Origin of the sequence: Methanosarcina sp. 1.H.A.2.2, from assembly GCF_000979975.1 — an archaeon.
In the GTDB taxonomy this organism is placed as follows: Archaea; Halobacteriota; Methanosarcinia; order Methanosarcinales; family Methanosarcinaceae; genus Methanosarcina.
The window spans coordinates 1-17,932 of sequence record NZ_JJQL01000043.1 but is presented as its reverse complement, the minus strand read 5'-3'; the positions used below and the strand labels follow the sequence as shown (position 1 = coordinate 17,932).

Below are 17,932 nucleotides of genomic sequence, written 5' to 3'. Positions count from 1 at the left end.
AGGTCCCAGTCGTCCTGGGTGCACTTTTCCCCTACTTTTGCCCTGTCGTAAAATTCGTAGCAATCAAATGATTTTCTGAATGTCATGTTCTTCGGCCTCCTCAGGATTATTTCATTACATCAAGTGCAACTTTTGCAGCTTCTGCAGCGTTTTCTGCGGTTGCGTCCGCACCGATTTCCTCGATCCATTTCTTGGATACTGGTGCTCCTCCGAACATGCACTTTACGCTGTCCCTGAGGTTTTCTTCCTTGAGTCTGTCCATGAGGTCTTTCTGGCCGAGCATCGAGGTGGTCATAAGGGCCGAGCCTACAAGGATAACCTTTTTGCCCTTGTGCTTTGCAGCCTCTTCCACAACGGTTTCATTAAGGACATCGGTTCCGAGGTCAAGGATCTCAAACCCGTTTGCTCCGAGCATGGTGGTGACAAGGCGGTGTCCGATGTCGTGGATATCTCCTTCTGCAACAAAGGTGATAGCAAGTCCTGTTTCTTCTCCTTCTTTCCTGGTCTTTTCGAGTTCAGGAGTAAGAACTTCCATTGCATTATTCATTGCTTTTGCAGACATCATAATCTGGGGCAGGAAAATCTCGGCGGCTTCAAACTTTTCTCCGATGATCTTCATTCCAACGGAAAGGCCCTTTGTAATAATATCAATGGCTGGGATTCCTGCAGCCAGGGCATCCTTAGATAACTGTGCAGTGCCTGCGATGTTCTGATTTACGATCGCATCGCGTAACTTATCAAAAATCTCTTGGTTTGCCATTTTTGTTTAAACCTCCATTGAACTCGCTGTTCTGTGCGGTATCGTTGGGGGGTACAATGCCTCGTAGACAACTGATCTTATCGCAAAGCTTTATATACTTAAACACGTGTTTATGCTAAGTCATGAGCCCAAGCTACGCTAACCAAAATAGGCGTTTGCATGGGGTTCTCATTGATATTGCAAATCCCTTACGCCTTATATTTGAGCCATCAGGCGTGAGGTGATTCCTTTGCGGTATTTTCCTTATTGTCTAAAATCAAAATTATTCACTGTCATTTGCCATTTCTTGCCTGAATAAAGTCCAGACTCTTCGTGAATAATTTCTTTTCTCCTGACATTGTTACCGGGGAATTTATTTGCTGGAGACTGCAAATTTGCTTATTTCCCAGTCGAATTAGCAACTCATATCCCAAATTTCCCAACAGTATACCTGCTGGAACTGCATGGAATTGTCCTGAGAATTCAGGTACAATTTCCTAGAATAAAAGATGGAAATTATAGTATATAAATAAACACTATATTTCTTTATTATATATCATGATAGAAAATTTTAAGTGAGGATTTTTCAGATTGTAGCGCCCAAAATTTGTACTTTTCGTCCCTTTTCTTTCCTGAAATGCTTACAACGGGACTAAAAATAGAAAATTATATATAGTACGTATTTGTTAACCTCCAGATTCGCTTCAATAATGGGGTCTCTGGCTTTCAAATACATTTAAGTGACATATTGTTTCAAAAGAAAACCTTAAATACTAACTCTGGCCCAGCACGTGTGAACTGGAGCAGAATTGGAGCAATCTTCCTGAGAATTCGAGGGCTGAATACGCAAAATGCAACCTTTTTTCAGGTCGAATACAGGTAAATTGTAATAAAGTGAAGCTAAAAAAGTGAAGCCGGCTTTGGAGCCGGCATTTCTATTTCTTATTTTTATTTTTAGTCCGGTACTCAAGTTCAGTACTTAAGTCCCGTACTTGTACTCAGTACTTGTGGTTTTTGGCACACTCAACCATTTTCTGGAGGTTGGCAGTAGGGGTCATGCTTACAATCCCGCATCCTGGGGAGAGTAGTCCGACTCCTGCATCGAGTACCTTCTTTGATGCTGCTGCGATGTCCTCAAGGGTTCCGTTCCAGAGTACGGCTACCGGGTCGAGGTTTCCGACGATGAGTGCGTTTTCCACATTACCTTTTGCGGTTGCGATGTCAACCCTCTGGTCAACACTGATACCTTCCACACCGGTCTTTTCCATGATCGAAAGACCATTGGTGGTGTTTCCGCAGATGTGGAGGACTGTAGCTATGTCGAGTTCCTTCATTGCATCAACGATCTTCTTCTGGTAGGGGAGGGCATACTTTTCGTAGAATTCCCCGCCGATGAGTTCGTAGCTTGCTGTGGGGTCGATGATGGCCAGGGTGTCCATTCCGTTTTCAGCCATAGCTTTTGCGTATGCTATGTTGAAGTCCGAGCAGAAATCAAGGAGTGCGGGAACAACTTCTTCTCCGGTGAAAAGGTTTCCGAACCAGGCGTCTCCATTGAGGTGCTGGGCAAGGGAGAAGGGGCCGATCATAGAGCCGATAATCGGAAGTTCTTTTCCGTATTTTTCGGAAAGGATCTTGACGGCTTCGAGTACCTGTCCAATTCTGCCTTCATTCAGGTTGTAGTCCCTGAGCTTGTCCATGTCTTCCAGGTTCTTGACAACGTGTTTGATCACAGACGGCTGCTGCTTCAGGTCGCCAGCCTTTATTCCGCAGCCAAAAAGTTCTGCTTCGGCTGTGATGTCGAAGGGGACTCTCACGGCTTCAAAACCAACTACTGTGTGTCCTGCTTCTGCAAGGGTTGCCATTTTTGTTGCATCTGCATGGGCTTCGGGCCAGAAGGCTCCGCAGGCTTCCATCTGTTCGACAGTTGCGGTCTGGGTGAAACAAACTGCGGGCATTCTGTCCACTGGCTGTTTCCTTAATGCACGGTATAATCTTTCTTTTGGTGTGTATTCTGTCATCTATAATCCCTCTCTAAGTTATATAGACAGCGCTAATTATCAAAAAGCCTACTATATATAAATATGTATTATTATCTCTTAATTAAATATTATATTATAAAAAGTTATCAATTAAAACGTCATTACTAGATGAAAATTCCCTCAAAACAACTAAATTTGTTTTATTTCTCTGTCCTTGGGGAAACTTTAATGTATAATAGAGGCTCGTGGATTTAATTAAGGTTAACTTCTCTAAAGTAGAGCCAGGTTTAAAATTCCTTCACCAATCTCAAACTAAAAGGTGAACCAAGTAAAGCACGGAAAGGCTGTACCAGTATCTTTTTGATTAGTCCACTTGAGCGAAAGCGAAAAGGACCGCGTACTGTTGCACTTGCAGTGCAACTCCCAGAAAATCTCCGATTTCCTGAAATCCCGAGGCGCAATTCAGGTGAGGCGCAATTCGGGATAGCAATAGCTTATATATTGAATAAGTTATAAAAATATTGTATTCTCTTCCCTTTATCGAATTAAAAGAAGCTAATCTTTATATCCCATTCTTTAACGGGGCATTCCATGGTGCCGGATGCCTCAAGATGATGCATAATTCAGGAGGATCTACAAAATGTACGGAATAGCACTTGACCTGGGTACCAGCGGTTTTAGAGCCCAGCTTATTGATCTTGAAACGAATGAAACCTTAAAAACAGTCATAACCATGGGTCATCCTCTCCCCGGAGGAAATGTCATGGACCACCTGGATTTTGCAATCACAACAGGTGAAGATGTGGCTCATGGAGTAATTATCGAAACCATCAGGAGAATGTTCCTGAAATTCGATGCAGACCTTTCGAAAGTAGAAAGACTTGCAGTTTGCGGCAACCCTATCCAGCTTTCCCTTTTCCAGAACATAGAAATCAGGGACCTGGCATACGCAGGGGAAAACAAGCAGAAAATGCTCGGAGTCCAGGATGTAAAGAGAGATGCCCGCGTGTTTCCCGCCTCCGAGCTTTTCGGGGATACGGACCTGCCTAACTGTGAAGTCATCGTGCCCCCCGCAATCAGGCATGAGATCGGAGCCGACGCCCTTGCCATGATGCTGGAAACTGATTTCCTTATCCAGACCGAACCTGCATTGGTTACCGATTACGGGACAAACGCCGAAATGGCCCTGAAGGTCGGGGACAGGATTATCACGGCAAGCGCTGCCGCAGGCCCTGCCATTGAAGGGCAGGGTATAAGTTCCGGAATGCTTGCAAGCCCTGGGGCAATCTGTGACGTGAAACCCGAGGGTGAGTACTGGAAAATTATAGTCCTTGATAAGGAGATGGAAAAGCAGGATGCTTACCTTATCAGTCCGGTCACTGGTGAGATTAAGGAGTCCTATGGGGTTGAGGCCGTGGGCATCACAGGTACCGGCGTCATCTCGGCTTTTTCCCTGGCCATGAGAAGCGGGCTGATTACAAAATCTCCTAAACTACCCAACGGGAAGCTGATTCTTGGCCCTGGAATTGAAATCACTGAAAAGGACGTGGAAGAAGCCGGGAAAGCCATAGGGGCGATCCGTGCAGCTCACATGACCCTTATCGTAGAGTCCGGAATAAAGTATGAAGACCTTGAGTATGCATACATGTCAGGGGCTTCCGGAGCTTATGTAGACGCTGAAGCTGCCCGCAGGCTCGGAGCCGCACCGGGTTATGCCAAAAAAATCGTGCAGTTCGGAAACACCTCACTTGCCCTTGCAAGGGAACTTGTACTGAACAGGTCCAGGCTGGATGATGTTATCGAGATTGCAAAAAAGATTACTGCCGACCATCTCATGATGGCAACCAGCGAGACCTTCAATAACTTCTATCTCTGCGAACTCTCCTACTGGACCCAGGGTATGCCCCTCGAAATGTATGACCAGATGCTTGAACTCTACGGTCTGCCCAAACTCCCGAAAACCCTGGAACACGCTGACATCGAAAAGCGGGTCAGTAAGGATATAGAGCAGGTAGGAGTCGGCGGGCTCGCCATCCTCAAAGAAATAGGCATAATCCTCGAAGTCCCTGTAGAGAAGTGCATCTACTGCAAGAAATGCGTAAAAGAATGCCCTGAAGACGCCCTAGAAATCGTCGAAACCGACGGCAGAAGAATCGCAAAATACGACAGCCAGAAATGCCTTGGCACAAGCTGTCGCCGCTGTGTCAGCGTCTGCCCCGAAGATGCAATCGACATCACCAAACTCCGCATCACCGGAGCAAAATAAGTTGTGGGATTTATTTTCCCACTTTTTTCCTTTACCTTTAGTCCTCTTGAGCGTAGCGAAAAGGACTGCGGGCTCCCGACTCGCAATTCGGGAGCAAAATAAGATTCGTGGGATTTATTTTCCCACTTTTTTCCTTTAACTTTTTTACAGGATAGAATACAGCATAGATGCCGTTCCTATCCCGAGAGGTTCCATTACAAGTTCCACATCATATTTCTGTTGAAGTTCCGCCGAAATCGCACAGGGAATTCCCGGGGTAGAAATTATGCATTTCTCCGAAAGCACGGCTTCGGGAATTGTATCCGCACAGGGGGTAGCTTCGAAAATAATGGAGAACTTTCTTGGAGTTTCGGGGTCGAAGGAAGTAATCCCAAGTTTGGAGATAGCTTTATTAAGAAGGTTTTTGTCAGCGTCGTATCCGTAAACATTGAACCCTTTATGCACAAGGTGTGCAGCTCCCGGAAAACCGACTTTTCCCAGGCCCACAACAAGCACGTCTCTTGAATCCGCTTTCGTGTAAAGGGACGCAATCTCCGCATAAATCATGCCTGTGCAGGGCTGATTGTTTGCGATTTTTCCGTTTGTAAGGTTATGGGCAAGGAAGGTGTGGTCATCTGCCATCAGGATAATCTCTGCGCCGTTTTGCACCGCCTCATAGTAGCCGCTTACGTCGGGCAGTTCCGTGACAAAACTGTCAAATCCGAAATACTCCACAATTGCATGCAGAGATGCCGAGAAATTTCCTATGATCCCATTTCCGGAGGTCACGGGCACAATACCTACGGTTTCAAAACCCGAGGTTGTGCCGTAGAGGGCTTTACAGACTCCTTTTATGTCAAGCCCTGTAACTCTCCTGACAGCAGAATCAGCTTCCTGGAGCTGTCTTTTAATGTTCTCCAGGTCTTCTGGGGTTAAAAGTGCCATTTTTATATCTCCCTTTTCTGTTTTTGAAAAACTCTTCTCTTTTTACACAGCCGCTCCGAAGCGGTCTCTCAGTATCAAAAGCCCTGTTCTCTTTTTTGTTTCGGCTTCTTCCTTATCCTTGCCCCAGAAGACCAGGGTGAATACAGGGTCCTCTCCTTTGCACAGGAAAATCTCAATGCCAGGCTCTTCATAATATTTTCCGTAATCACTGCCCATGGAAAGTACCTGTTCTCCCACAGGGACAAAGGCTCCATTTTCTGCAAGCATGAGATGTTCGTAAATGCAGTATCTGTCTTCAGGAAGGGTTTTGATCTCTTCCACGCCCTCTACAAAGGCGTGGAACAGGAGTTCTATGAGGTTAACCCCTGAAGAATAATAAACCGCAGTTGGGGTCTGGCTCGGGAATCGGGCATCTATTTCGATTACTTTCAGCCCCCGGGGGCCGGAGATTGCTTCCACATCCATAATCCCTTTTAAGGACAGGTTTGCTGCAAGGGAATAGGATATCTCCCTGAAGGAAGGGTCAGCAGGAAGAGGGGTTACCATATGACAGTCATAGGTCCCGTCAATATGGATCAGGGTTTCCTTTACAACGGCAAAATGGTTTCCGTCTCCTATAACTTCAAGGGACACCACTTCCCCTTCCACATACTCTTCGATCAGCATGCCTGGCTCAAGCTCTCCAAGCTCCTCTTTATCATAGATGATCCTGGCTCCCACACTGCTGCTTTCACAGGGAGGTTTTACAAAATAAGGCGGCTCCGATGGTTTGTCCTGGGGGGTCGGGACTCCTATGGACGCAAAGTAGTCTTTTGATTTTTTCTTATCCCTGCTGATCCAGTAAGCCTCAAAATCAAAGAGTACCGGGCAGGAGAATTTCTCTTTTATGGAACTCAGGAACTCTATACATTCAAGGTTTTCATTTACCGGTAATATGGCGTCAACACTTTTTGAGATCTCGAAGAGTTTTTCCGGTTCATTTATTACGTTAAAACAGTGGAACTCATCAGCGTAATTCCTTATAAGGGCCTGTGGGTTTTTATCTATCACAACTACTTTCATTCCGGCTTTCTTAGAGAGGTACGCAGCTTCAAAGCCCTGGAGCTTTCCCCCTACAAGACAGATCGTTTTCATTCTAGTACCCCAGGACTTTCTCGAAATCAGCCTGAAGGGCAGGTTCCATCCCCATAGTTGCAAGCCGTTTGATTACGCTTTTTATGTCTCTGTCCCGTTCTTCAAGGTCGCGGTCATAGTTGGCAACACCTTCTAACCTTGAATCTGAGGGAAGGATGGAGGTAACAATGTTTGCCCCCGCGTTTAAGCGGTGAACCATGCCATCGATACCTTCCAGGTCAAGGGAAGCCGGTATCAGGCATTTCGGGAACAAAAGCCTCAGAATTGCAATTATTTTTAGTTCCGAAAGGTTTGAGTTCTCTTTGAAATCTTCAAGCGGAGTCCCTTCCTGGGGCAGGAATGTCATAACTCTGACCATATCGGGATCGTTTGCTTTCATTCCCCTTAGGGACTTTATTGTCGACTCAACATCGTTTCCAACACCCGTGAGAATCCCGTCTTCTACACAGTACCCCTGTTCTTTTGCAAAGCGGCGAGCGTTAAACCGTCCTTCGAATGACTGCCCTACCCGGAGTTTTTCGTAGAGTTCGCGGTCATAGGTTTCCTGGTAAAGGGCAAAGAAGTTTGCTCCTTCTTCCCTGGCTTTGAGAAGGGTTAAGTTGTCCATTACTCCTGGAGAAATCATTATTGGTAGACCAAGTTCCTCCTTAACTATCCTGACAAGTTCCACGAAGCGGTCTGGCTCATCATAGTAATACGGGTCTTCTCCCATGGTAAGGTCAATCATGTGGAAACCTGCACCTTTTAAGGTTTTGCAGGTCTCTTTGATTTCCTCTCTGGTCAGGCGATAACGGTTGATTTCGTTTTTACAGTTATAGTAACAAAAAGCGCACTGGTTCTTACAGTAAGTGGAGAAATAGATAAAGCAGTTAAGAAACACCCTGTTGCCGAAATAATAGTTTCTGACCTTTCGAGCCACATAGTAAAGCTTTTCCAGCTCTTCTTCGGATTCAAGAGAGAGAAGAGCCCTCAGGTCATCGTCAGATAAGTGAAAGCCTTCAATAATTTTCTCCCCGAAACTGTCAAGTTCGTTGGTTGCCATTTTTTGGATCAATATTTCACCCTCTCATAGATTTACGGATATTCTTTCAGATCTTTTTCATTTCAGGTCCTTTCGGGCCAGTTTGCCATTTTAAGATCTTTTTCCCGTTTTGAGTCTCTATTTGCCGCTCTGATATCTTCCCCGACGTTCTCCGGGTCTTTATTTGTGATTTTTATGGGATTCCCGGTCACAGGTTGGTGGAAATCCCGTTGTAGTATGATTCGGACCTTGAAGCTCTTTTAATGTTCTTGAAATCGTGCATAACCTTCAGCAGGCGTTCAAGTCCGAAACCTGCACCTATCCAGGGCTTGTTAATTCCCCAGTCCCGGTCCATGGGTACGGGTCCGACAACTGCTGAGGAGAGTTCCATGTCACCGTGCATGACATCAAGGGTATCGCCATAGACCATACAGGAGTCTCCTACAATCTCGAAGTCGATCCCCAGGTAGTCCAGGAAATCTTTAATTATGGATTCAAGGTTTTCGCGCGTGCAGCCTGACCCCATCTGGCAGAAGTTCAGCATGGTAAACTCTTCCAGGTGTTCTTTGCCGTCAGACTCTTTCCTGTAACAGGGCCCTATCTCAAAGATTTTGATCGGGTCAGGTAGGGTTCTATCAAGCTTGCGCAGGTAGTTGTAGAGATTCGGGGCAAGCATTGGCCTTAAACAGAAGTTTTTATCAACCCTGAAGACCTGCTTTGAAAGCTCCGTGTCATTGTTAATGCCCATCCTTTCAATATACTCTGAAGGTATCAGAATCGGGGATTTGATCTCCAGAAAACCCCTGTCCACGAAGAATTTCGTAATCTCGCGTTCGAGTTTTCCCAGGTAATGTTCCCTTTCTTCGGCATAGATCTGCTGCAGGTCTTTTCTTCTCCGGGACAGCAGTTCGGACTCAAGCTTCCTGAAAGGTGTTTCAGAGTCCAGGGAAATCTCATCCTTCGGGCTTAACAGACCTTCAAGCCTGTTAATCTGGCTCTTTGTATACGCAGGAGCACTTGCCGGAACAGGAGTAGCCGGAGACATAGTTGAGCTTTCCATTCCCTGTGCTGATGTAGGTGCAGATATTGCCGAAGCGGAGATTGTTGTTGATGCGGAAGCCGGTGTTGGTTCAGAAACTGGTATAGCTGGTTCAGAAACTGGTGTTGGTGCAGAAACTGGTGTTGGTGCAGAAACTGGTGTAACTGGTGCAGAAATTGGTGTTGGTGCAGAAACTGGTGTAACTGGTGCAGAAACTGGTGTAACTGGTGCAAAAACTGGTGTAACTGGTGCAGAAACTGGTGTAACTGGTGCAGAAACTGGTATAGCTGGTGCAGAAACTGGTGTAACTGGTGCAGGTTGAGGCTCAGAAGGCAGAGCCTGTTCCGAGGCCATATTCTCAAGTGGTTTTGGGGCTCTAGCAACTGATTTTGGCATTACTTTTCTTACTTTAGGAGCAGAAATCACCGTGACTTTTACGTTGCTTTTGTCTTCGCTTGGTCTTGTGAGGAACTTGCTTATGTCCTCATCCGAAACCCTGCAGTTTTTGCAGGTCTTCCTGTACTTATGGTGTCTTAGGGCCCGTGCTGTCCTGCAGCTCCGGGAATTGTTCACAACAAGCCGTTCTCCACATTCCATTTCGATGTAGATTTTCCTTTTTGAGACCTCATGATGCCTGATTTTGTGAATCCTTCCGGTTCTGGACATCCAGAGCCCTGTAGCAGATATCAGAGTGTTTAGTGGTTTTTTATCCATAGTGTTACCCCTCGGTGAACTAAAACCCGGATAATTTCCAAGAACAGTATTCAGAATCCCGGCTTACAAAATATAAGCGTGGAGCCAGCAATTGCTGACAGCTACCCGGAAAAGAGATCGATAATCCCAGGCAATAGAATAGTTTATAGACTCTGGAAAGCGTTTCCTGATTCTATAAAAAATTTCAGTGGAATGTTATGCAAGTGCCATTCCGGGATTCAGAAACGTGGCGGAAACCCCGGGAATCTAACCCGGCTGAACGGATTTAGAGTCCATTCGATCTACATGATCAGGTTTCCTCCTTGACAAAATAGAATACAAATTTGATATGTTGTTTTTTTTCTCTATAGCAATCTTAATTGATATGATAAAATAATATTATTTAATATATATGTTTATTGGTGATAACCTGCCAAGATCCGAGCTCTAATTTATAGTTTTTGGAAAACAGCTTCCAGTAAGCAGGTCCTATAAAAGACTGAAAAGAGAAGAAGTCCGATATAATAATCAGGATGAAAGAGACTGATAAAACCTCAGAATAAAAAGGAAAATGAACAAAGAAATAAATCAAGTTTTCCTGTTCAGGACCGTTCGTATAGTCCTAGTGTGCTCAGAGCCAGGGCAGTTGCGTTTATGTCGTCTTCTTTGTTTCCCCAGGCTCCGCTTTCACGGGCTTTTCCAAGGAGCCATTCAATAGAATCTCCAACTTCTTTTTTGAAACCTGCAAGGAGGAGAGCCTGGATTGCCAGATTGCTTGTGGAAATATGCTCCCAGCCTCCGTCCTGTCCTTTTTTTGAAAGGACCCACTCAGCCCTTTCCCGGATAAAAACCTCAAAATCCCTGTTTCCTGTCAGGTTTTCCTGTTTTTTGAGGGCTGTGATTATAAGGGAAGTAGTACCAACCTGCTCCCAGGTAGGACCGTAGTTTTCATATAACCAGTTACATCCTTCCCTGTCAGAAATTTCCATCTCAGCAAGGGTCCCAAGACTATAGGCAGTATCATAGACGTCTTCGTTCCATGAGCCTCCTTTTTCCATGGAACGCAGCCACTTTTCCGGTGCCCTGAATATAATTCCTTCCGCAGAGAGGGCTGAACAGGCCCTTGCCGTATCTCTTATTGAGGAGTTCCAGCAGTCACCTTCTTTTTTACGGATTAGACGGGTAATATAGGGGTTCGGGAGTCCCCATAAAGCATGAGCCGATACTGTACTTGCAAGTTCCTTTACGGACTGAATTTGCTGGGCTGAGAGCCATTCGAAGCCCTTTTTCACGATTTCGAATTCCATGCTGCTTGACATTTCTGGGTGCTTTTCAGACTCCATATATTAAAACCTGACCGAAAACCTGATCGGGACCGTTTTAGCCTGCTTTCAGGTAATTGCCTCTCGGAGGTTGATACATATATATAAATCCATATGCAGCTTTTGAATAGAAAGTCTAATAGAAAGTCAATTTACGGAGGAGAAACTTACAAATGCCAGGTGGAGACGGTACCGGTCCTGCAGGTAAGGGTCCGGGGATAGGCAGAAGTAATGAAGGTAAAGAACGGTGCAGGGGCAGGAGTGCAAAAGCTTCGGGCGGTCCCGGAGGTATGTGTATCTGCCCACAGTGCGGGCTTGAAATTCCTCACACGCCGGGAGTACCCTGCACTGAAGTGGAATGTGGACGGTGTGGGAACCCTATGAACAGAAAATGATCTGGAAAAATGGGGATCCCTTTTGAATATTAGATCCCCAAAACTAAGTACAGGCAGCATTACAGGTATTATCTCTCAAAATTACAGGTATTATCTCTCAAACAGCCCGCCTCAAACAATATGGTTTCTTATCAAAGAAGAGCTGCGGAAATAACATCCCGTAGCCTCTCAAATTACATTAACCTGAAGTTCTTTTTTGAAAATCAAAATATTTCCGGGACTTTTGCCCAGATTTTTGCTCTCACTCAGATTTTTTGCTCTCAGATACTTTCTTCCTCCTCTTTGGGAGGGTGTCTCTTTGCCAGTTCAGCATCAAGTGCCGACAAAGCATCTTTGTTTTCACCGGCATTTTTCAATTTATCAATAATCTCGTTGTCGTTTTCTTCCTCTTCGACCTGCTCTTTGACATACCACTGCAGGAAAGAAACTGTTGTTTCATCTTTTTCCGAACGGGCAAGGTCCACCAGGTCGTTGATTGAGTGGGTAACGAACTGTTCGTGCTGCAGGGTCTTCTGGAACATTTCCATCGGTGTCCCGAATTCCATAGGCGGCTCCTTGATTTCCTTTAACCTCACTCTTCCTTCTTGCTTGTTGATGTAATCAAAGAGTTTCATCCCATGGATGGTCTCTTCCCGGACCTGGACCTTGAACCAGTGGGCAAATCCGGGAAGTCCAATGGAGGAGCTGTATGCCGACATAGCAAGGTAAAGGTAAGACGAGTACAGTTCCCTGTTAATCTGTTCATTCAGCGCTTCTTCCATCTTTTCGTTCAGCACTATTTTCCCCTCACTTTGAATCCTATTCGGTGTTATGTTTTGCCTGTCATCCTTTTCAGGGGCAGGGCGCACGCACGACCAGCACCTCGGCTTTTGCATGCCTTACGACCTTTTCCGTAACTCCTCCAAGCAGGAACCGTTCAATTCCGGCTTTTCCCTGTGTCCCCATCACAATCATATCAATGTCATTCTTTTCCGCAAAATTCAGAATTTCCTGAGCAGGGTTACCCTGCAGCAGGACCGAATTCACCGTAACGCCGTTTTCTCTTCCCATTTCCTCTATTTCAGCAACAGCTTCACTCCCTTCTTTTCCTATCTCCCAGTCATAACTTTCGGGCATAATAGGAGAACAGCAGGAAATGCCGGCTACATATACGGCATAGATCTCAGCTCCGGTATTCCTTGCAATTTCAAGCCCTGAGCAGGCTGCACTTTTTGCGTTTTCCGAGCCGTCGGTTGCAAGCAGAATTTTCCTGTAGGGTTTTCGTTTCATAAGCCTCCCCCTGTGTAGTTCCCTTATTGTGGGCTCAGGTTTTTCCCTGTCCCTTCCCGTGTACTACAAGCACCGGGACTTTTGCGTTCCTGACGACTTTTTCGGAGACGCTCCCGAGCAGGAAGCGCTCAGCATCTGTTTTCCCGAGCGAGCCCACGATAATCATATCAACGCCCTGCTTTTCGGCAAAATTAAGGATTTTTTCAGCCGGATGCCCTTCCATGATTGCAAATTCCACATCAACGCCTGCTGCTTCTGCAGCCTCCTCCACTGCAGCGGTCATTTCGAGCCCGAAAGTCTTAAACTGTTCTTCCATTGCAGTTTTCAATTTAGGGTCCCATTTTCCGGCTGGATAGCAGGTATTATCAATAACATACAGGGCATACGCTTTTCCCTGGCTCAACCTTGTAATTTCCATCCCGGCACTTACTGCCTGCGCCCCGTTTTCCGAGCCGTCAGTTGCTATCAGGATTTTTTTGTAAAAATCGCTTTTCATCCCCTTTCCTCCCAATTTAACTCATTTCCTCAATGCTTTAACTTTGCTTTCTGGTCTATGGACATCAGACCGTCCTTTTTTCTTTCGATTTTCTTCTCTGTTTTCCTCTCTGGAATTCCTTTCTGGAATTTCTCTTCTCATGTATCCCGTCCCCGGACAACCAGGACCGGGCCTTTTGCGTTCCTGAAGACTTTTTCGGACACACTGCCTATCAGGAAACGTTCTATTCCGCTTTTTCCAAGAGAGCCAACGATGATCAGGTCTACTCCGTTCTTTTCTGCAAAATTGACAATTTCTTCTGCTGGATGCCCTTCGAGAAGGGTGGGTTCTACCTGCAAGCCTGCATTTTTTGCAGCTTTTTCCACGTAAGAAACGGCTTCTTCTCCAAGCTCCCTGAACCGGTCATACATTGCCTCTTCCCACTCCATATCTTCAGGAGCCGAAGAATAAATCGATCTGTCTATAACGCAGACAGCATAAATTTTTGCTCCGCTCAGGCGAGCGAGCTCAATTGTGGCATCTGCAGCTTTTCTGGCACTTTCAGAGCCATCGGTTGCAATCATAATTTTTCTATAAAGTTTGCTCTCCATACTCCAGCTCCCTATATTTTATCCCCTATCTGAATATAAGTGCGTTCATATTAATAATTTTCATCCAATAATTCTCAGGGAAAGGGATAGCTACCCATAAAGACAAAAAGCATATACTTCTCAATACAATTAATGAAGAGGAGGATATACCTTGGGAAAACAGGGAATTAAACTAACCCAAATGCTAATTTTGATGTCCATTATCCTCCTTTTTGCCTCAGGAAGCGGTTGCATCCGGAGTTTTGAGGAGGAAAGCTATTACAACATCAAAGATATGGACATCTCAGCAGACCGTGCAGGGACTTCTTTTGTAGACCTCAATGTCACGACCTACGTAGAAAAATATCAGGGGGATACAGAGAAAAATGCCTCTCTTCTTCTGAAAGTTTACAGCAGGGAGAGCGGGCTGCTTGAAGTACAGGAGGAAGTAAAGCTCGGAAAGCTGAAAAAAGGAGAAACAAAAGCCGTAAGCCAGAGCCTGAGCCTGCCTAAGACCGGCGGATATAATATACGTTCAGTTCTCTTCGAAGAGGATACTCAGAAGAACAGCGGAGAAATCAATGTCTATAACCTGGATTTTCTGCCTGCTGACGTGCAGGACATAGGGCTTGAAATTTCCGAAATGGATTTCAGGGTCAGGAAGGTGGAAGACCGAAAAGTCCTCATTGAAAGCGATATCTATCTGACAAACGAGGGCAAGATAACCAGTCAGGATCTCCGTATGCTTGTCAAGGTCCGGGAAATGGACGCGGGGCTCCTTGCAGATAAGGTCTGGATCCGGACAGGGAAAATCAAACCCGAAACAACAGTTATCCGGAGTGTCAACCTGACCATGCCGGACCAGTACAACTACGTTGTCGAAGTGCTGATCTGGAACAATGATACTATTGTCAGGCGCGGAGAAGATTATATCCAGCTCAACCCGGAAGTTGAGGTTAAAGATAAGACTTCCACGAAAACAAAGGAGATTCAGACCAGCGAATTTGAAATTGTCGATGAAAATGAAATGGTCCCTGAAGAGGAATACGCTGAAGAAGAAGCAACTCCCGGATTCAGCCTGTTTCTGTCAGCAGTCCTGCTCTGTTCGGCAGTAGTTCTAAGGAGGCGGTTTGGATGAGTGAAACAGAAGAGATCAACTCAGAGACAAAAGATGTAAAAGGGTCTGACCTCGGGGAGAACTTCAAGAAAGGAGTTTTTTTGATTGCTATGCTGCTACTGCTTGTGGCAACCTTCAAGCTCTATTCCTCCATAACGCGGGTAATCGAGATCTGGTTCGAGTATCAGTATATCCCCATTTTCACGGCTGTGTATAATTTTATTGTCCTGCTCGTCAGCCTGTACATCATCAGGCTGTACATAATAAAGCGCTGAAATTTACCTGAAAAGCTGAAATTTGCCTGAAAAGCTGAAAACAGCCCTGAATTATTAAAGGAGATCCATTGAAGATCTCTGAAAAAAAAGGTTTGAAGAGCCGAAACCGTTGATTTGAGGAGACCTTAAGTCTCAGGCCTCTTCAATAAGCTTTTTTACGGTTTCAAGCACAAGAACCGCATCCTGCCTTTTTAAATCAACTTCGCTGTTAATGCAAAAATCAAGAAGGCTCTTCCTTTTTTCTTCCTGTATCAGGCCTTTTTTTGCCCCTTCTTTTGTAAGCCCGAGGTAGCTTCGGTCAGGGTAGTAAGTATTGATTGCAAGTTCCAGAAGGCCATCGTGCTCTTTTTCACTTATAAGCCCGGTAGCGAGAGCGGCTTTAAGGGTTTCCCGGATGTTTACCAGGGGGACGGAGATGGGTTCAAACGTATCAGGATTGGTGCTTACAGCCACCTCGTCGTCAGACTCGATAACCCCGTCCCTGTACCACTCGTAAACCTTTCCAACTCCTATCATGCCGTGTGTGTCCAGTTCAGAAGCCCTCAGGGCTCCCATACTGGCACCACCCACAACCTTTACTCCTGCATTGAGGGCAGATATGATTTCTCTGTGCCCTACTGCAGCGCGGTCAAAGAAAATCCCGTCTATAATTCCCATGACCTTATACCCCTGCTGGACAAATTTTTCAAGCTGGAACCTGCGTACAGGGGGCTGGTAGTTTGCCCTGAGGATTTTTTTCGCATCCTCATGGCTTATGCTGTTACCGGTAAAGATAACTGCTCTTTCTTTCATCTTCTTTTCCACGGCTTTTCGTTTTTGTTTCTGGAAAATTCTTTCTTCTTCCCGGCGGTAATTCTTTTTCCTCTACGGTCACGGTCGATAGTGAAAAGTTCAAAGCCCGGAATGATTACCCTGACTACAGGTACTGCAATTTCCTCTCTTGAGAGGTCAACGACAAGCACCTTTTCGACAAGGCCCTTTAGCTTTTCAAGTATTACGTCGATGTTTTCTGAGGGGCTCTTTCCGGAGAGGTCCTTCACTTCGGAAAGGGAAATTTTTTCTCCTTCTTCGAACCAGAACCAGTTCAGGCGCTTCATGCGGTCATAACCTACGCTCCTGATAAAGCCCTCCCTGTCCGTGTCTTCCCTTGCGCCCTGAATCTGGACAACCCTCGACTGTGCAGCTTCCGTTATTGCTCTTGCAACTGCGATCTCAGGTTTAAGGTGGGAGCCTGCTCCCATGACCAGAAGAGCCGGATCTTTCAGTTTTGCGTCATCAGTTGCTGCAATAACTGTCGGGATTCCGGTGTCAGTCGGGACAAGCCAGATCTTGAGTTCGACTCCGGCATCTTTGAATTTTTGGGCAAGCTCGTAAAGGTACCCGTCTTCTTCGGTCAGCACTATCTCCTTTCCGAGGTCACGGGAAAACTGAGCTGTGCTGATGGCATCTCTTTCTATAACTTCAAGAAGCCCGTGCAGGATAGCTTCCTCAAGGGTGTTTCCTGAAGCCAGCCCATTGGTATTGCTCAGGAAAAGTTTCTGGCACTGCCCGGGTGCATCGTAGGGATGGTAAACCGCATTGGCGCTTACGAATTCCTCTTCCCCGCTCATTAAATCATATGCTCCGACCCACTCTATAAGGGAGCTGGGGTTAAAAGGCTGGGCCAGAAGCAGGGAACTGGGGTCAAGCACGCTGCAGGTTTCCTTGGCATTTAAGTAAGATTCAACAAGAGCCGGGGCAGAAATCCCGCCTCCAATGTTTGCGTTTATACCGGGCCTTTCTGCCAGGCAGCGCTCAAAACTCTCCATTATTGCCGAAATCCGGGCCCTTTGCTCGGTTGAGCCCTTACCTGAGTAGATGCTTATCGCTCCCGGAGCGGCACTGGGGCGGATTGCCGAGAAGATCGGAATTCCGAGCCTGTCCAGGTTTGTAATATCTGCAATTCGGGTGACACCTATCTTTTTTATCTGATCTTTGGTGTTTTCAAGGGTCGTGGCTTCATCATACACACGCTGTGTGCCTTCGAGGTATGAGAGTGACCTGTCAATTTTTATCTCGGGCATAGTTAGAAACCTTCTCATCTCTTGTTATATATTTTGTGATTTTTTGGGAATTTACGGACTATTTGCAGGGATTTTCAGCTTCCCCTGTGCAGGACTTTTTTGACAAATGAATATTAACAGAATATGAACAGAATACAAACAGAATACAAACAGAATAACGCTATATATTGAAGGGATCTATAAGTATGTAAGAGGGTTTATAAGGGGTTTTTGTCCGATGGATCTCAAAAAATTGTTTCTGGAAGAAAATGTAGGGGGTTTTGATCTGATTCTCCGAACCTTGCTCGGTGTACTTGGAATTACTGCTCTGGCACTGAATCTCGTAAAAAGTTCTCCTTTGAAATGGATCGTTGCCCTGATAGCTTTTACGGGACTTTTCACTTCGATAATCAGGCACTGCACTCCCTATGTTATTCTCGGGATCAATACTGCAAAGACAAAATAAAAAAAGAGTTGAGGAGGTTATCCTCATTAGCGGTGCATCGGAGAAATTAATTCTCTGATTTCTTTTTCAGCAGATATTTCAGCTCAAAAGTGAACTACCCCCTCCCTGCCTGATGGCGAGGAAGGGGCTTCTTGCTTCATCCCCCGAACTACTGTTCGCAAGTCCACAAGCCCATCCCCTACGTTC

Annotated in this window: 19 protein-coding genes; 5 read left to right on the top strand and 14 right to left on the bottom strand. The window is 45.7% G+C overall.

All coding sequences use genetic code 11. From position 1 onward, the window contains the following. Window positions 1-106: 106 nt before the first annotated feature. Together EO93_RS06965 and mtbA are read right to left on the bottom strand one after the other, a co-directional pair. A complete protein-coding gene (locus EO93_RS06965; RefSeq protein WP_048134867.1) occupies window positions 107-760 on the bottom strand; it encodes a methyltransferase cognate corrinoid protein in 654 nt (217 codons plus the stop codon). A 977-nt stretch (window positions 761-1,737) separates the two neighbouring features. Then, complete coding sequence (gene mtbA, locus EO93_RS06960) at window positions 1,738-2,757, bottom strand: methylcobamide:CoM methyltransferase MtbA (protein WP_048134868.1); 1,020 nt, start codon at window positions 2,755-2,757, stop codon at window positions 1,738-1,740. A gap of 601 nt (window positions 2,758-3,358) precedes the next feature. On the opposite strand from mtbA, the gene EO93_RS06955 reads away from it, so the two are divergent. Continuing rightward, on the top strand, window positions 3,359-4,984 hold the full coding sequence (locus EO93_RS06955) for a methylamine methyltransferase corrinoid protein reductive activase (protein ID WP_048161677.1): 1,626 nt from the start codon (window positions 3,359-3,361) through the stop codon (window positions 4,982-4,984). 144 nt (window positions 4,985-5,128) lie between these two features. Here EO93_RS06955 and pylD read toward each other — a convergent pair whose 3' ends face one another. The 6 genes from pylD to EO93_RS06930 all read right to left on the bottom strand — a co-directional run bounded on the left by pylD (window position 5,129) and on the right by EO93_RS06930 (window position 11,138). Next, entirely contained in the window at window positions 5,129-5,908 is a 780-nt protein-coding gene (gene pylD / locus EO93_RS06950) for a 3-methylornithyl-N6-L-lysine dehydrogenase PylD (protein ID WP_048161676.1), read from the bottom strand. Between the two features lie 42 nt (window positions 5,909-5,950). Next, window positions 5,951-7,042, bottom strand: coding sequence for a 3-methylornithine--L-lysine ligase PylC (gene pylC, locus EO93_RS06945; RefSeq protein WP_048161675.1), 1,092 nt, complete (start codon window positions 7,040-7,042; stop codon window positions 5,951-5,953). Between the two features lies 1 nt (window position 7,043). Next, the gene (gene pylB, locus EO93_RS06940) at window positions 7,044-8,096 is read right to left on the bottom strand and encodes a methylornithine synthase PylB (protein WP_048134872.1); all 1,053 of its coding nucleotides are present in this window, start codon (window positions 8,094-8,096) and stop codon (window positions 7,044-7,046) included. Between the two features lie 50 nt (window positions 8,097-8,146). Then, window positions 8,147-8,275 carry a hypothetical protein gene (locus EO93_RS18420; protein ID WP_255350200.1) on the bottom strand — a complete coding sequence of 43 codons (129 nt, stop codon included), beginning with the start codon at window positions 8,273-8,275 and terminating at the stop codon, window positions 8,147-8,149. Further along, window positions 8,272-9,816, bottom strand: coding sequence for a pyrrolysine--tRNA(Pyl) ligase (gene pylS / locus EO93_RS18105; protein ID WP_048161674.1), 1,545 nt, complete (start codon window positions 9,814-9,816; stop codon window positions 8,272-8,274). The genes EO93_RS18420 and pylS overlap by 4 nt, the downstream gene beginning before the upstream one ends. A 581-nt stretch (window positions 9,817-10,397) precedes the next feature. Next, window positions 10,398-11,138 (bottom strand): hypothetical protein, encoded by a 741-nt coding sequence (locus EO93_RS06930; RefSeq protein WP_048161668.1) that lies wholly within the window; start codon window positions 11,136-11,138, stop codon window positions 10,398-10,400. A gap of 152 nt (window positions 11,139-11,290) precedes the next feature. Here EO93_RS06930 and EO93_RS06925 point away from each other — a divergent pair, with 152 nt between their 5' ends. Continuing rightward, window positions 11,291-11,512 carry a DUF5320 domain-containing protein gene (locus EO93_RS06925; RefSeq protein WP_048134875.1) on the top strand — a complete coding sequence of 74 codons (222 nt, stop codon included), beginning with the start codon at window positions 11,291-11,293 and terminating at the stop codon, window positions 11,510-11,512. A 260-nt stretch (window positions 11,513-11,772) separates the two neighbouring features. On the opposite strand, the gene EO93_RS06920 is transcribed toward EO93_RS06925, so the two are convergent. From EO93_RS06920 to EO93_RS06905, 4 genes are all read right to left on the bottom strand, one after another. Further along, window positions 11,773-12,387 (bottom strand): ferritin, encoded by a 615-nt coding sequence (locus EO93_RS06920; RefSeq protein ID WP_235284140.1) that lies wholly within the window; start codon window positions 12,385-12,387, stop codon window positions 11,773-11,775. After that, on the bottom strand, window positions 12,344-12,781 hold the full coding sequence (locus EO93_RS06915) for a universal stress protein (RefSeq protein ID WP_048161665.1): 438 nt from the start codon (window positions 12,779-12,781) through the stop codon (window positions 12,344-12,346). Before EO93_RS06915 ends, EO93_RS06920 begins: the two co-directional genes overlap by 44 nt. 34 nt (window positions 12,782-12,815) lie before the next feature. Beyond that, the gene (locus EO93_RS06910) at window positions 12,816-13,277 is read right to left on the bottom strand and encodes a universal stress protein (RefSeq protein WP_048161678.1); all 462 of its coding nucleotides are present in this window, start codon (window positions 13,275-13,277) and stop codon (window positions 12,816-12,818) included. A gap of 137 nt (window positions 13,278-13,414) precedes the next feature. Then, the gene (locus tag EO93_RS06905; RefSeq protein WP_048161663.1) at window positions 13,415-13,867 is read right to left on the bottom strand and encodes a universal stress protein; all 453 of its coding nucleotides are present in this window, start codon (window positions 13,865-13,867) and stop codon (window positions 13,415-13,417) included. A 151-nt stretch (window positions 13,868-14,018) separates the two neighbouring features. On the opposite strand from EO93_RS06905, the gene EO93_RS06900 reads away from it, so the two are divergent. Together EO93_RS06900 and EO93_RS06895 are read left to right on the top strand one after the other, a co-directional pair. Next, window positions 14,019-14,984, top strand: a complete 966-nt coding sequence (locus EO93_RS06900) for a hypothetical protein (protein ID WP_235284139.1) — start codon at window positions 14,019-14,021, stop codon at window positions 14,982-14,984. Beyond that, complete coding sequence (locus tag EO93_RS06895) at window positions 14,981-15,238, top strand: hypothetical protein (RefSeq protein ID WP_048136935.1); 258 nt, start codon at window positions 14,981-14,983, stop codon at window positions 15,236-15,238. Before EO93_RS06900 ends, EO93_RS06895 begins: the two co-directional genes overlap by 4 nt. A 132-nt stretch (window positions 15,239-15,370) precedes the next feature. On the opposite strand, the gene EO93_RS06890 is transcribed toward EO93_RS06895, so the two are convergent. Next, on the bottom strand, window positions 15,371-16,030 hold the full coding sequence (locus tag EO93_RS06890; protein ID WP_235284138.1) for a TfuA-related McrA-glycine thioamidation protein: 660 nt from the start codon (window positions 16,028-16,030) through the stop codon (window positions 15,371-15,373). After that, complete coding sequence (locus tag EO93_RS06885) at window positions 16,027-17,301, bottom strand: YcaO-related McrA-glycine thioamidation protein (protein WP_048161658.1); 1,275 nt, start codon at window positions 17,299-17,301, stop codon at window positions 16,027-16,029. The genes EO93_RS06890 and EO93_RS06885 overlap by 4 nt, the downstream gene beginning before the upstream one ends. 217 nt (window positions 17,302-17,518) lie before the next feature. Here EO93_RS06885 and EO93_RS06880 point away from each other — a divergent pair, with 217 nt between their 5' ends. Next, window positions 17,519-17,746 carry a DUF2892 domain-containing protein gene (locus EO93_RS06880; protein ID WP_048134883.1) on the top strand — a complete coding sequence of 76 codons (228 nt, stop codon included), beginning with the start codon at window positions 17,519-17,521 and terminating at the stop codon, window positions 17,744-17,746. Window positions 17,747-17,932: the final 186 nt, after the last annotated feature.